General features: G+C 40.2%; 11 protein-coding genes and 1 tRNA gene. 5 read left to right on the forward strand and 7 right to left on the reverse strand.

The genetic code is table 11. The features are described 5' to 3' along the window. Positions 1 to 66: 66 nt before the first annotated feature. Positions 67 to 2,328 carry an IMS domain-containing protein gene (locus tag QI031_RS28340; RefSeq protein WP_281482891.1) on the reverse strand — a complete coding sequence of 754 codons (2,262 nt, stop codon included), beginning with the start codon at positions 2,326 to 2,328 and terminating at the stop codon, positions 67 to 69. A 776-nt stretch (positions 2,329 to 3,104) separates the two neighbouring features. On the opposite strand from QI031_RS28340, the gene pdhA reads away from it, so the two are divergent. The 3 genes from pdhA (at position 3,105) to QI031_RS28355 (ending at position 5,373) form a co-directional block, all read left to right on the forward strand. Continuing rightward, on the forward strand, positions 3,105 to 4,139 hold the full coding sequence (gene pdhA, locus QI031_RS28345; RefSeq protein ID WP_281482892.1) for a pyruvate dehydrogenase (acetyl-transferring) E1 component subunit alpha: 1,035 nt from the start codon (positions 3,105 to 3,107) through the stop codon (positions 4,137 to 4,139). 231 nt (positions 4,140 to 4,370) lie between these two features. After that, positions 4,371 to 5,240 carry an aldose epimerase family protein gene (locus tag QI031_RS28350; RefSeq protein ID WP_281482893.1) on the forward strand — a complete coding sequence of 290 codons (870 nt, stop codon included), beginning with the start codon at positions 4,371 to 4,373 and terminating at the stop codon, positions 5,238 to 5,240. 61 nt (positions 5,241 to 5,301) lie between these two features. Beyond that, a tRNA-Lys gene (locus QI031_RS28355) sits at positions 5,302 to 5,373 on the forward strand. A gap of 185 nt (positions 5,374 to 5,558) precedes the next feature. Here the strand turns inward: QI031_RS28355 and QI031_RS28360 are convergent. Then, the gene (locus QI031_RS28360) at positions 5,559 to 6,320 is read right to left on the reverse strand and encodes a circadian clock KaiB family protein (protein ID WP_281482894.1); all 762 of its coding nucleotides are present in this window, start codon (positions 6,318 to 6,320) and stop codon (positions 5,559 to 5,561) included. A 190-nt stretch (positions 6,321 to 6,510) separates the two neighbouring features. Further along, positions 6,511 to 7,782 (reverse strand): type IV pilus twitching motility protein PilT, encoded by a 1,272-nt coding sequence (locus QI031_RS28365; protein ID WP_281482895.1) that lies wholly within the window; start codon positions 7,780 to 7,782, stop codon positions 6,511 to 6,513. A gap of 720 nt (positions 7,783 to 8,502) precedes the next feature. On the opposite strand from QI031_RS28365, the gene QI031_RS28370 reads away from it, so the two are divergent. Together QI031_RS28370 and wecB are read left to right on the forward strand one after the other, a co-directional pair. Next, positions 8,503 to 8,877 carry a hypothetical protein gene (locus QI031_RS28370; protein ID WP_214439043.1) on the forward strand — a complete coding sequence of 125 codons (375 nt, stop codon included), beginning with the start codon at positions 8,503 to 8,505 and terminating at the stop codon, positions 8,875 to 8,877. A gap of 246 nt (positions 8,878 to 9,123) precedes the next feature. Then, complete coding sequence (gene wecB, locus QI031_RS28375) at positions 9,124 to 10,239, forward strand: non-hydrolyzing UDP-N-acetylglucosamine 2-epimerase (protein WP_281482896.1); 1,116 nt, start codon at positions 9,124 to 9,126, stop codon at positions 10,237 to 10,239. A gap of 196 nt (positions 10,240 to 10,435) precedes the next feature. On the opposite strand, the gene QI031_RS28380 is transcribed toward wecB, so the two are convergent. The 4 genes from QI031_RS28380 to QI031_RS28395 form a co-directional block, all read right to left on the reverse strand. Beyond that, complete coding sequence (locus QI031_RS28380) at positions 10,436 to 11,038, reverse strand: peptidoglycan-binding protein (protein WP_281482897.1); 603 nt, start codon at positions 11,036 to 11,038, stop codon at positions 10,436 to 10,438. Between the two features lie 225 nt (positions 11,039 to 11,263). Next, positions 11,264 to 12,175, reverse strand: coding sequence for a M23 family metallopeptidase (locus QI031_RS28385; RefSeq protein WP_281482898.1), 912 nt, complete (start codon positions 12,173 to 12,175; stop codon positions 11,264 to 11,266). Positions 12,176 to 12,725: 550 nt separating this feature from the next. Continuing rightward, entirely contained in the window at positions 12,726 to 13,265 is a 540-nt protein-coding gene (locus QI031_RS28390) for a pentapeptide repeat-containing protein (protein ID WP_281482899.1), read from the reverse strand. Positions 13,266 to 13,536: 271 nt separating this feature from the next. Beyond that, a complete protein-coding gene (locus QI031_RS28395) occupies positions 13,537 to 14,049 on the reverse strand; it encodes a GNAT family N-acetyltransferase (RefSeq protein ID WP_281482900.1) in 513 nt (170 codons plus the stop codon). Positions 14,050 to 14,501 lie beyond the last annotated feature (452 nt).

Genomic DNA, 14,501 nt, shown 5'->3' on the forward strand with positions numbered 1-14,501 from the left:
TTGGCGCTCTTGGCGTTCTTGGCGGTTCGATTTCTTCTTTTTTGTGAATTAATTTTGCATGATAACTTAATAAACAACTGCCATATTCTGAATACGCCACACCCCTTGTTGTCGAATGAAATCATATCGGACACGCAAAGTTTCATCAGAAGATTTTTTCAGTTGACTGTTTTCATAAAACTGTGTTAATTCCTTAACCGTAGCTACCACTACTGCGCGGTCTGGGTAAATCTCAGCTTTATTAATATATTCCACCTTAACAGTGTGATTATACTGTCGATAGCGATTTGCTGCTCTTTCTTGCTGGGCAATCAACCGCCACTGAGATAAAGCTGAACCAGTTAAAATATCTTGTAAACCATCTACTTCATGATTTACTCCTAAAGCCGCAGCTTTAGTAGATAGCCAAGTTTCAATAACTTCTTTTGCAGTCTCCTCGCTTAGAGTTCCTTCTGGTGATTGTAATTTACTGTTGCTGTCAGGAATATTAATTGGTGGTTCATTAAGTTGGACAAATAATTGTTTCCCTTGTAAAGATGGTGCAGGGTAAAACAGATTTTTTAACCATCCAAAAGTTGTGGAAACTAACAGCCAAAATACTAATATACCTACCAATGAAGCAAATACTGTCCAAACTAATCGTGTTTTACCTTCTAGGGTATTGGCAAAGGTTCGCCGTTGCCCCGATGGTGTAGGCTGACTAACTTTACGCCTCCTACGCTTTTTGACTTGACGGGGTGGAGAGGTTCTTGCTGAACCGTTCAAGTTAGGGTTAGTTGCTTTCGTTGTGCGTTCAGCAGTAGAAAGCGGTGTCATCGGTATTTCTGGTCTTGCACTTGCAGTAGATGGAATATTTAATGAAGTATTGGCATACTCCGGTTTTTTGTAATTAATTGTTTCCGATAAATTTGGGTCGGATGTTCTACTATGATGAACTTGTTGAGCAACACCACTAGGATGACTGCGCTGACGTAAGTGATTTGTTTGTGGTTGAGAAAAAGACTGACGGTTAATTACAGCCCATTCATGAGTAGTTTCTGCATCCGTAGGTAAGCCTTCTAAATAAGCTTGTACTTGTTGGTTGGCAAAGTAATCTTTCAGCGAAGCTTGTTGTCTAGTTAAATCTCGAAAGTGGGGAAACACTTCATGTTGTAACCACTGTTCTGTATATAAACATAGTCCCGGTAGCAAATCTGGAGAGTCTTGGGATTTTTCTCGAATAAAAACTAAGGCTTCGTATTCTTGACTTAGTTCTAAAACACGGGTTGCTTCTTCGGTTTGACCTAGTAGTAGCGCACATAGCGACTGTTCTAAATGTACATCTTGGCGTTTACCCAAATGTATCAGCATTTGCTTTGCTTGACGAATTAAAGCTGGTTGACGTTGGGTAAATCCTCGCGCTATTAGGGCGTAAACAGCTAAGTACGTAGCAACAGCAGAAGGACGCTTGCTTTCGGCTTCAAAGAGTTTGTGCTGTTCTGCGACTGTGAGGTGATTGCGTAATTGTTGAATAAATCGCAGAAAATCATCTATGTTTAAACCTGATGCATCACTACCATTACCATCAATTCCACCGCGATCGCTTAAAATACTTTGCAATAATTCCAGACCTTGGCGGCGTTCGGCTGTTTTTTCGAGAGGTAGTGCTAGTAATTCTAAAATCCGGTACGGCCGCAATTTGTAAAGATCAGCTTGCATCTCTGCCTGTACACTGGCAAACACGCCGCCACGAGCTAGCATTTCTTGTCCAGTTTCCAAGGACACGGCAGCATTTTCGTAGTTACCTTGCTGCCATTGTTCACGACCTAATTCTAAGCAAGCCAGAGCAACAGTCAAGACAATATCTGGACTTTCTGTACTTTCCAGAAATTCTTCATTTACCAGATTATTGCCTATATTGGCAACTGCTGCGCCATTTTGATTTGCTAGGTAGTTATGACCTAGTTTCAGTACAAGTTCGTATTCTCCTAATTCTTGCAGAATTAATAAAGCACCAACTAATTCTTGTGGAGAAATTTCAATACTGAGATTTTGAGTATCAGGATCACCGTGGTTACTTTGGGCATGATCGCCCAATGCTACTCTAGCCTTACCATCAGGGTCATAGGCGTGAGCCAGATAAAGCTGGTCGTAACTGCTACGTTCTTTAGGATTTGATAAAACCACGTAAGCTTCTTCTATAAGTTGTTTGCGAGAAGAAATTGCTGATTGAGAATACTCTCGTCGCGGCAATTGTACAATGCGATCGCTGTATGCTTGCCGCAACTGTTCATTACTTGCCGCTAACGGTAGTCCTAAAATTCGGTAGTAATCTAGCGGAATTCGCACAGCCTACTTCCTCTGCACCGTGATCAACATAATTCACCTAGAGCATTCCAGGCATGTAAAACCGTGCCATAATAACGGTAAATAATACCGCGACTTACTTACACTATAAGTGTATGTTGCAACAATTAGTTTTATGACTTCCCGAAATTTGAGTCATATTTTAGTACTAATATTTTGCCACCGCCTAGAAAGCGCTGATATATTGTCTTAATTCTTAGTATTCTTGTGTTTCAGAACTGGTCAAACCTGCGACACCATCAGAAAAACCATAATAAATTTTGTTAGTGGTATGGGTGTTGTACTGGTAGAAATCTATGATTGTGTTTAGTAGTTGCGATCGCCCTGGTAGTACGGTGAGAAAAACACCACCGTAGGGTTGATTTTTATAACAATAGGGAAAAGCATACTAGCATAATTACACTTAAATTACAACTTTCTATTTAGACACATAGAGATTTTTAAGATCGTTTTTTCTAAATTGTTCATGGATAGGCAGAAACCAAGCTATTCTGTTTGATAACCTATAAGCGGGATCTGGGAGTAGAAAAACTCAGAGAACGGCTATTACCGTTAAGGTGAAATCCTCGTTAAGCCAAGGATAAAAAACGCAAAGTTTGCCCATTCTCTATTGTCTATTCTCCGTAACCTTTTGTGGTGCATAAATTTTAGTTGTTGACTCCAGCACTTCCCAGCTTGTGAAAAGCAAATATTGTGTGAAAGCAACTTATTTTTTGAGTTGGTAAATTTTAGTTTTACTAAAGGAATACTAAAAAATAATGGTTCAAGAACGCACGTTACCTACATATAATACTGCCACTACCCAGATCACCAAAGAAGAAGGGTTACGGTTGTACGAGGACATGACATTAGGGCGCTTTTTTGAAGACAAATGCGCTGAAATGTACTACAGGGGCAAAATGTTTGGTTTTGTCCACCTATACAATGGTCAAGAAGCTGTTTCTACTGGTGTAATTCAAGCAATGCGACCAGGAGAAGATTTTGTTTCTAGTACCTACCGCGACCACGTTCATGCTCTCAGCGCAGGAGTACCAGCAAAAGAAGTCATGGCAGAGCTATTTGGCAAAGCTACAGGCTGTAGTAAAGGCCGCGGCGGTTCTATGCACATGTTCTCTAAAGAACATGGTTTACTGGGTGGCTATGCTTTTGTGGCTGAGGGCATTCCTGTTGCAGCAGGTGCAGCTTTTCAAAGTAAATATCGCCGCGAAGTCCTCAAAGATGCCAACGCTGACCAAGTAACCGCTTGCTTTTTTGGTGATGGTGCTGCCAACAACGGTCAATTTTTCGAGACTTTGAATATGGCTGCCCTCTGGAAACTGCCTATTCTTTTCGTCGTAGAAAATAATAAGTGGGCAATTGGCATGTCTCACGAACGGGCAACTTCCCAACCGGAGATTTACAAAAAAGCCAGCGTGTTTAACATGGTCGGCGTAGAAGTAGATGGTATGGATGTATTGGCCGTGCGAGCCGTAGCCCAAGAAGCTGTCGCCCGCGCCCGTGCAGGAGAAGGACCAACATTAATAGAAGCTTTAACCTACCGTTTCCGGGGTCATTCCCTAGCAGACCCAGATGAACTGCGAAGCAAAACTGAAAAAGAATTTTGGTTTTCCCGTGACCCAATTAAGAAACTTGCTGCTTATCTTTTAGAGCAAAATTTAGCAGATGAGCAAGAATTGAAAGCTATTGAGCAAAAAATTCAAGATGTTATTGACGAAGCCGTTAAATTTGCCGAAAGCAGCCCTGAACCTGACCCCAGCGAGTTGTATCGCTTTATATTTGCAGAAGACGAGTAATTAAAATAGGCATGAGGTATTTTGGGCATAGGGCATGGTGTGGGAGGTGTGGGGTGCAAGGGGGAGTTTGAAACTACTTCCCTGTTATTCATTTGTAGTTAACACTCTTTCCTCTTTCTCCTTTTCTCCCTGCTCCCCTGCCTATTTCTCCTTGTCTCCCTGCTCCCTGCTCCCCTGCCTCTTCTCCCTGCTTCCCCTGCCTCCTCTAGCCCCTAACCAAGGACTAAATTTGTGTTTACCATTGCCATTCAACAGCAACAATACAAAACCTACATCCTTTCTGATGAAACCGCTGGTTCTCAACTGGAAGTTGTACCAGAACGTGGCGGTATTATCACCCGTTGGCGTGTCCAAGGGCAAGAAATTTTCTATCTGGATACTGAGCGTTTTACTAATCCTAATTTGAGCGTCAGAGGTGGGAATCCAATACTATTTCCTATCTGTGGCAACTTGCCGGATAACTCTTACATCCACAACGGTAAACAGTACAATCTCAAACAACATGGCTTTGCCCGTGATTTATCTTGGGAAGTAACTGACCAAGCGACCCAAAACCAAGCTAGTCTTACTGTTGTCCTCAATAGTACAGAGCAAACTAAAGCTGTTTATCCCTTTGACTTTCAAGTAGTTTTTACCTACAAGTTACAAGGCAATACTCTAGAGATTCAGCAAGAGTATAAAAATCTATCATCTATACAACTGCCTTTTTCTACAGGTTTCCATCCTTACTTTTTGGCAAAGGATAAAACCCAGCTAAAGTTTGAAATTCCTTCCCACGAATACCAAGACCAGAGAAGTAAGGAAATTCACCGATTTAACGGTAATTTTGACTTTAATCTCGACGAAATTGATGTTGCCTTTAAAGAACTAACAAGTCAATCGGCAACGGTGATAGACAACAGCCGCAAGTTAGAATTGACTCTAGATTACGGCAAGGAATATCCCATTTTGGTATTTTGGACACTCAAAGGCAAAGACTTTTATTGTCTAGAACCGTGGACTGCTCCACGTAATTCCTTGAATACTGGCGAACACTTAACTGTATTAAAACCAGGAGCCAGCTACAATGCATGTGTACGGTTAACAGCTAATTTTTTCTAAACCTCTTTACAAAACTACAGATGTCTGTGCTATGATAGCAAAGTTGCGAAATGCAACGGAAGGGTCGCTAACTCAACGGTAGAGTACTCGGCTTTTAACCGATTAGTTCCGGGTTCGAATCCCGGGCGACCCATAAACACAGGGATTATTTGTTTGTGTACAATATATTCTCAGTAAGAAAAAGGGTTAGGCACTAGGGTCTAAAGTATTTCGACTTGATGAAAACCTCTATAGTTGTTAGCGGTGACTAAAAGCGTACTTAAAGGTATTCTGAGGCGATCGCTTATTAATAATAATGACTGGTTGAAAATCCTAAAGTTAATTTTTTTCTTTAGCGCCTAACATCTGTAAAAGTTTTTCATCATTATCTAAATCTCCAACAATTCGCCGAATTGGATGAGGCCAAACTTTAACTAAAGTAGGAGTGGCAGAAACTTGATCGATTTCTGCTTGTTCTGGATTTGTTAAAACATCCACAACTTTCATCGTGTACGGATATCCTAGCGATCGCTCTAACATTTCGTGTAGATTTTGGAGGATGCGTTCAGTATTGGCGCTATGCCCAGCGACAAACAAACGCAGAACATAGCATTGTGTTTTTTGCTGTACATTTTGAGCTGCTATGACTGGCTGAGAGTATTTTGGTACTGGTTGGGAAAGGTCTAAGTTTACAACTAAATCATGATCTTCCCAGAGTTGAGGAAACGAAGAGCGATAAGTTGTTAGTACCATGCGATCGCACAAACCCTCTTGCCAAGGCGCTGTTTGCCAAACTAAATCATCTGTACTAAAAATAGCGTTAAGTACAGCCTGATGTCGAATTACTGCTGGATAAGCCTCTGCAAATGTTCGCACTCGGTGGCTGTGCGGATCTAGCCAGTGATCAATCGTTGCTGTGTAGCAAGGTACTAAAAAATGAGGCGGTTCTGGTAAATCTAAAATTTCTTGTAAAGCAGTACATAAATGCAAATGCCATCGACCTTGTTTATTTGGGTCGATGCAGTAAATTAAATCTCCTCCAGGTGTGAATAAGGCAATGCCTTTGAACAGCTGAGGTCTAGATAGTTTGTCTGTAGTCAATTCAGTTACAGGAGCTAGGTAATCAAAAGCAGGGGAGGCAGGGGAGTAGGGGGCAGGGGAGCAGGGAGCAGGGGAGACAGGGGAAGCAGGGGAAGCAGGGGAGGCAGAGGAGAATAATAATATCCATGCCCCATGCCCCATGCCCTATAACCATTTTTATGCTGTGTGGCCTGCTTTCTTATTACTTTACCTAAACTCGTCCTCTGAGAAACTGCGCCATTTCGTTAGGAGTTGGTGACATTTCTAAAGCTGTTTCTTCTGTGATGCGTCCGTCTTGGTAGAGGTCGAGCAGTGACTGATTCATGGTGATCATGCCATCAAAGCTTGCTTGCTTCATCAACTCGCTAATTTCATCATACTTACCATCTTTAATCCATTCTTTGATAGCTTCAGTATTGATCAAAATATCGTGGAATGCAGCCCGCTTCCCATCAGTAGTGCGGCACAAACCTTGAGCAATCACCGCTACTAAAGACTCCGAAATTGCTACCCGCATCGCGTCTTGTTCTTCACCTGAATACAGATTGAGTATCCGTTCAATAGTTTTCACCGCGCTATTTGTGTGCAGGGTTCCCATAACTAAGTGACCAGTTTGAGCAGCTTTCAAGGCGGTGTTAACAGTTTCTTTATCCCGCATTTCTCCCACTAGAATCAAATCTGGATCTTCCCGCAAAGCTGCTTTCAAAGCATTATCAAACTTTAGGGTGTGCATTCCTACTTCCCGTTGTTTGACTAGAGACTTGCGGCTTTGGTGAACAAATTCAATCGGGTCTTCAATGGTGATGATATGTTTAGCCATCTCTTTATTGATGTAGTCAATCATCGCTGCCATTGTGGTCGATTTACCAGAACCAGTAGGCCCAGTCACCAAAATTAAACCTTTATGATGATGGCAAATATCCCGAAAAACCGAGGGTAGCCTCAACTGTTCCATCGTCAAGATTTTCAGCGGAATTAACCGCAACACCATTGAATAGCCCTTAAGCGAACCAAAGACATTAATCCGCACGCGGGCAAAGTCGTACTGAGTTGCGCCGTCAAATTCTAAGTGTTCTTCAAAGCGCTGAATTTCCGCTTCACTCATTACCTCCTGCAACCAACTCATGAAAGCTTCTTTATTGGTTTCTGGATAATCCGTCGATTGAATTTCTCCTCGGTTACGGAAGCGAGGTATTTCCCCTACACCTAGATGAACGTCTGAATATCCCTGATCGTAAGCTTCCTTGATAATCTGCGCTAATGTTAATGCCGAAGTACTACTTTTTGGCATCGGTGGCGGGGGGCCTGGACGATAAGCCGCACTAGATGCAGCACTAGAGGGACTTCTATTCACTGACGACATATCCAACGTTTGTGTAGACTGGCGCTGCGTCGTCATTAACGATGGTGGCGGCGGCGGCATCGGGGGTATATTCCGGGAAGCAACAGGATTTATACTTGATGGATGCTGTGATTCTGTCATATATCTTTACAATGTGGCGTTAATAAACTTGAATCGGTTAAAAGTCTCTATCAGCAGTCTCTAGAGCGCTAGGAGGTAGAATTATGACTGTCTGTTTGCTCAAATATTCAAAGCAGTAGTTAGTTACATTTCACAATTCATACTTGTATACTTTTTGATTTTTAACTAAGTCTTCATCAGTTAATTAGAATATCTTTTGCTCACATATCCTTGTTTATCACACTATAAGACCTATAAAAGCCTCAGCAATTTTTCTAAAAGCTAAAGTAGTATTTATGACTTTAATGTTTGTTGTAAATACTTTGTATTGTTAAATGAGAAAATTTTGCTAGGCATAAATACAAGTTGCTAGCAACTAACAACAAAATTAGCAGCAGATAATTTATCTAGAGCCTTTTCAGAATTATGAGAACGTTAATCAGTTTTTATAAGAAGTGTTAAGCTTAGTCTAAGTCAAGAATTGGAAATGCATATTAAAAGCTACTGTACTTTGGCTTCTATTCCTGAAGATAGATACTAGAAACTCATTTTGAACCTAATTGTGAACTTGACTTTACATCCATAATTACAAAACATTAAGTGTAAAGTTTAGTAAAAAAATGCTCATTTTACTAATAGATTTTTATATACTGAATTTCACTAGAAACAATATCAGTTGGCTTGCTAAAAGCGAGATATAGCTGAAGTTAATTATTGCTGTGTAATTTGGGAGGAAAAGTCATGGTTTTGGCTCAGAGTTCTAATCTAGGAAAAACCTACTCCTTGTTGGTAGTTAAAAGCTTTTTAATCTGGACTTTCACGCTGGCAGTATGCTTGTTGGTTGTCGGTTTTCCATTAGTGGTTTTGATGGCTACGGTCGGTTGTCTGTTGTCGATTGTGTTGCAATCTGTAATGCCTGTTAGTGCAGTTTTACTGGTTGCAGGTGGTTTGATCATGTTTAATGTCATGGCAGTTGCGATCGCAGCGGGTGTGTTGACTTTCAAAGGCATCCATCCAAGTGATGTTAAATGGTTAAGCTGGCTGCATGGAGAAGCAGACCAGGCGCAGACCACTGTCTATGCTGCTTGTCCTTTAACTTGTGACATCGAGCTATAATTGATTCCACTAAATTCGACAAACAGTGCATCTGCCCGGTTAAGCCGGGTTTTTTCATGCTTATTTATAATTTGTTAGTTGTTAGTTGTAAAGATTTAGGGAACTCCAAAAAATAAATTATCCAATTTATTCAGATTTTATTTTTCTTACTTTCCCTGCTCGCTGCCCCCCTGCTTCTATAACGATGGGATATTTTTTTAGTTGGAAGTCCCTTACTATAGACCATTAACTATTGACTATTGACTAATGACTAATCAAAAACGAGTTTGTATTATTTTGGGTACACGTCCAGAAGCAATTAAATTAGCTCCAGTCATTCAGGTTTTTCAAGATTCCCCAGACTTTGAGTTGCAAGTAATTTTAACTGGACAGCATCGTGAAATGGTTGAGCAAGTAATGCAGCTGTTCAACTTAAAAGCAAATCACGACTTAGAGATTATGCAACCACAGCAATCTTTAAGCGATATTACTTGCCGCAGTTTACGAGGTTTGGAAGCATTATTTCAGGAAAACAAACCAGATTTAGTTATCGTCCAAGGAGATACCACCACGGCTTTTGGAGCAACTTTAGCAGCTTTTTATCAAAAAATTCCTGTAGGTCATGTAGAAGCAGGTTTAAGAACAGATGATTTATTTAATCCTTACCCTGAAGAAGCTAATCGCCGATTAATTTCTCAACTGACTCAATTGCATTTTGCACCCACTACTTTGGCTGTAGACAACTTGCAGCGTTCTGGTGTGTTGGGTGAAGTTCACTTGACAGGTAACACAGTGATTGATGCGTTGTTAAATGTAGCTGCAACCCAACCAGCTTGTGATGTAACGGATTTAAACTGGGATTCTTATCGCACTTTGTTAGCAACAGTTCATCGGCGGGAGAATTGGGGAGAACCATTACAAGCGATCGCTCAGGGTTTTTTGCAAATATTAGATAAGTTTCCTGATACTGCCTTACTCTTGCCATTGCATCGTAACCCGACAGTCAGAAAACCATTACAAGCACTTTTAGGAAATCATCCCCGAATTTTTTTAACTGAACCTTTAGATTATGCAGAACTAGTCGGTGCAATTGGGCGATCGCATTTTTTGCTAACTGATTCTGGTGGTTTGCAAGAAGAAGCACCTAGCTTAGGAAAACCTGTGCTAGTTCTTAGAGACACCACAGAAAGACCGGAAGCCGTGACTGCGGGTACAGCTAAACTTGTAGGAACTATAAGCGAGAATATTGTTACAGCTGCAACTGAGCTATTGAGTAACCCAAAGGCTTATCAAGAGATGGCTAATGCGATTAATCCCTTTGGAGATGGTCACGCAGCAGAACGCATCTTGCAAATTGTGAAAAATTATTTACAGCTTTCTTAAGCAACTTAAAGAAAACAGGGAACAGGGCATGTGTAGGAAGGGGACTGTTACCCGTCCAATACAATCGCCCCAAGGGGGCGACCCCTTGATTAGTCGATGAAACGAACAGGCAACAATTTCCGTATCTCATCAAAAATCTTCACTGTTCCCTGTTGCCCGTTCTCTGTTCCCTCAACCAAAGGTTGTGAAATTATTATTAACTTCTAAATAGAAAGCTGCGAGTTTGAGGGCCAACTATGCCATCTACACGTAGACCATTATTTGCCTGAAATTGTCTGACTCGGCTAGCAGTTGCTGGACCATATATCCCGTCAACTGCCAAGCCACCTAAAGCTCGTTGCACGTCTCTAACAGGTTGACCTTTCGCTCCACGATTTAGAATAACTTGACCGCCAACACCACCGGGTCTAGTGGTAGGACGAGGATTAGATGTACCGCTCAGCCAGTTAGCAGCAACGTATCTACCTGTAGCAAGCCTAGCAAAACCGTTATTGTATCCTGCAATCGTGGCAACTGGCGCACCATTGGGAATACATCCTACAACTTGGTAGGCTGTGCTTGGACCTGTACGAACACGTAGACAACTACCATTAGTTCTGACGTATGCTGCTGAAGCGATTTGAGCTTGGGTGACAGCAGCAAAAAGTACACTAATACCAGCTAAAGTTAACCAAGCAGAAGATTTAAGTAGTTTTCCTAAATTGAATTGCAGCTTGGGAAAATTATATTCTGTATATTCGGCTTGTCCAGTTGCCTCTTGGTTAGCAACAACCATGAGGGAATAAGCAATATATTCCATGATTCAGTACCTGTAAGTGATCTTAGAGAATAATTTGGTTTTTTCAGAATTTATATTTTTAGTATTTTAGATTACAAACAATCATAAAGCGTTTTTACTGATAACAGAATAAAAAAATACTAAGAATTGGTAAATTTTTTCATCAAAAGCGATCGCCTGACAATATTACAGTGCGATCGCTTATCTAAGATATAAATAAAATTCAATTAAGATTTAGTTTTTTAACTAATTTTTGATCGAGTTTAAAGTATGAAAATTATCAGATCTAATCTGACTACCATTTCGCCATACTTCCACTTTCTCTCGGTTAACTAAGTAGGAAAAGCTGCCATTATTTGCTTGATATGTATCTTTACCTATATTCCAAGCTGGAATCTTGACTGGTTGACTTGGGTCTTGTTTTAACTGCCCAACATAAAATAAACTGCCCTGATCATCACAAACTTTGACTCGAACGTTGGTAGTTTCACCTTCAATGATGGTGATACCATTACATGCATTATTAGTTATAGGTACAAAATTTACAGGGATCGGTTGTGAAGGTGAAACTTGCTGAGCTATTGGAGGTTTTGCGACTGGGCGATTTCTAGAAGCAGAGATTGTAGGCTGTGGTGGTATTTTGCTAGCCGTGGAGGTAGATAATTGTCGCATGGGATCAACTGCTAGGCGACCATCAGGATGAAGTTCAAAGTGTAAGTGAGGCGCTGTACTATTACCTGTAGATCCCATTTCTGCAATTACTTGACCTTGGCTGACCTGTTGATTTTTGCTCACCAAAAGACGACGATTGTGTCCGTAAACTGTGAGGCTACCATCAGGATGCTTAATTTCTAAATAATTTCCTAATCCCCAATCATCCCAACCGGCTTTGACTACCGTACCAGATGCCGCAGCCACAATTGGAGTACCAGCTGCCCCGGCAATATCAATTCCTTCGTGTTGATATTTCCGAAAGCCTTGAGAAATAAACCCTTGAGTTGGCCAAATTAACTTGGAAGCAGGAATAGGAGTTTGTTGAATTGGAGAATCGTCTACTACCTGAGTAAAGGCAGAGGTAGTTGTAGTGAGTAGAGCGATTAAGGATATTAATCCAATAGAGCCATAACTACAAAATCGACCAATAGTAAGTTTTTTCATAATTACTTAGCTTAATTTAAGATAATAATTCAGACATTCTTTAGTTACTTGTTGTTTCCACCTGATATCAAGCAGATCAGGAAAATAAACTTATCGAATTGGCAAGTTGGCAACCGTAAATACTAGGTCACTGTTGGCAAAAAATATGTAGCACCCACTAACTTAACAGCATTAGTTGCAATTGGCGAAAATACTACTAATAACACGGTCAAAGTTATCAGGCTATGGATAAAACATTAAAAAGTGATAATCACTGCTTGTAGACCGAGCAGTGATGGATATCAGCAAGTAAGAATAAAGTAATTTGTGAAATTTTATAAGGAGGTCAATTATCTAATTTATAAGGTTTTCAGCCGCCAGTGCTGTGCAACTTCCTTGCTCAGTCGCGCCTTGCAAGCTGGGGTGGCTGGGAGAGAATTATAATTTTTTATGCAAAATTCCTACAAATATTCAACAAACTATTGAAAATCGCAGGTAGCATTACAAATATTAGGACAAGAATAATATTATTGAACCTGCTCACTTAATAGTTGTAACTAAAGAAGAACTACTACCATACACAGTAAGGGCCTTCTTGAATTGTGCCATCGGGCATGGTAGTATGCCAGATTACATTGAACTTTCTGCAAAGACCTTCTCCGTTGACATCGGAGTCTCGGAAGTCAGCATGAGTCAAATCAGCACGTTGAAAGTAACCAATTTTGGCACCAATGAAAACAGTACCAACTGCTTTTACATGACTCAAGTTAGCCTTAGTCAAATCAGCACCAGTTAAATTAGCATTACTTAGGTTAGCGGAGAATAAATTAGCGTCTCTGAGAATAGTTTTTACCAAACCAGCTCCACCCAAATAAGCCCCGAACAAATCAGATCCAGTCAAATTAGCCCCGCTCAAATCGACATCTTCAAGATTAGCTCCTCGCAAGCTAATACCCTGCAAGTCAGCACCTTCGAGTCCAGTAATCAAACCACTAACTCCGTCTCTTTCGCCCATCTCGCCAACAATGCGAATCAACTCAATTCCATTAAAGTTACGCTCCCCAGATTTACAACGCTCCAACAATTCATCAGTAATGATTCTCCAAACCATAATTATTTAATGATGTGAATCAGGTGTTTACTTAGGACAACATGGAAGTTAAAAGCACCTGAAGTAAAGTATTCAGTCCTAGACTAACCTACATGAGCGATCGCTTCTCCTTCAATGTCGTGATATATGGGAAAGACAACATCTCTATGAAGGCTGAACATAAGGAAGAAGTTGAAATATTTTACGCTTCACTGTTACTAACGGAAGTGCGTTCGCATAGGCAAAAAGAAGTTCGCTACATAATCACCACAGTCACTACCTTAAGGAAAATTTAGAAGAATAATTTTTTAAACCAAAGGCACATCTGCTCAATTTCTGTTAAATTCATTAACTGCTTTTCTAAGTTGACGCAAGTTATCCAAACATTATTTTCACAGTAAAAATCTGATTCACGAATTATCTGATAACCACTTTTTTGATAAAAATTTACTGATGATAAAGATGATATTACCTCGATGACTTTATATTTATTTTGTCTAGCTATTTCTTCTATAGCACCAAGCATCTGTGTACCTATACCTTGACGCACAAAATTTGGATGAACATATATACCACCTATCCTAGGCTGTTGATTTAGAAGAGATGCAAATCCAACTATTTGATTATTATATTTTGCTACAATTATGCTCTCATTAATCTGTAATCTTGCTAATCTTTGATTTCTTATTAAAGACTCAATCTGATTGAAATTATAATTTGGTGATAATGCTCTAAGTGACTCAGCTTGTAGTTTCAAAATATTCTCTAAATCTTCAGCTTTTGATAAACGAATTTGCACATCCATAAAACTTTACAGTACGTTGTGTCCGAAACGAAAATAATAACTTTACATATAGTCTTCCCATAACACTTGAGCAACCAACATTCTAAGGCACGGATGCGTCTAGAAATCCAGCTGCTTCCTGTTTATTTATTCTTCAATCTTGTTAAGTGTCGCCAACGATGATTTATTGATGGATTGGGCATAAGTAAGAAAGGCAATTAACCCTGTTATGTCACTTTTGGAAAACAATAATCGAAGCGAAATTATCAACCTTTGATTGAATCAAGCTTTGAGCCTTTATTTACTAACAGAAACTAGAATTTCTAGCCAAAACCCAGAAATTAAAGCTCCAGAAGGCTGGAGAGCGATTGGCTTCTACTAAAGTGACACAAGAGGGTTAAGAAAGAGAATTGGTTACTTGTTCAAGTGAATAATTTGTAAGGCTTTAAGCCGCCAATGCTGCATACCTTGAT

The sequence above is a fragment of the Halotia branconii CENA392 genome, from assembly GCF_029953635.1.
In the GTDB taxonomy this organism is placed as follows: Bacteria; Cyanobacteriota; Cyanobacteriia; order Cyanobacteriales; family Nostocaceae; genus Halotia; species Halotia branconii.

What these genes read in the sequence shown, in the direction of transcription:
- QI031_RS28390 (WP_281482899.1), bottom strand. Translation starts at nt 13,265, where the DNA reads ATGGTTTGGAGAATCATTACTGATGAATTGTTGGAGCGTTGTAAATCT.
- QI031_RS28395 (WP_281482900.1), bottom strand. Translation starts at nt 14,049, where the DNA reads ATGGATGTGCAAATTCGTTTATCAAAAGCTGAAGATTTAGAGAATATT.
- wecB (WP_281482896.1), top strand. Translation starts at nt 9,124, where the DNA reads ATGACTAATCAAAAACGAGTTTGTATTATTTTGGGTACACGTCCAGAA.
- QI031_RS28385 (WP_281482898.1), bottom strand. Translation starts at nt 12,175, where the DNA reads ATGAAAAAACTTACTATTGGTCGATTTTGTAGTTATGGCTCTATTGGA.
- QI031_RS28365 (WP_281482895.1), bottom strand. Translation starts at nt 7,782, where the DNA reads ATGACAGAATCACAGCATCCATCAAGTATAAATCCTGTTGCTTCCCGG.
- pdhA (WP_281482892.1), top strand. Translation starts at nt 3,105, where the DNA reads ATGGTTCAAGAACGCACGTTACCTACATATAATACTGCCACTACCCAG.
- QI031_RS28370 (WP_214439043.1), top strand. Translation starts at nt 8,503, where the DNA reads ATGGTTTTGGCTCAGAGTTCTAATCTAGGAAAAACCTACTCCTTGTTG.
- QI031_RS28380 (WP_281482897.1), bottom strand. Translation starts at nt 11,038, where the DNA reads ATGGAATATATTGCTTATTCCCTCATGGTTGTTGCTAACCAAGAGGCA.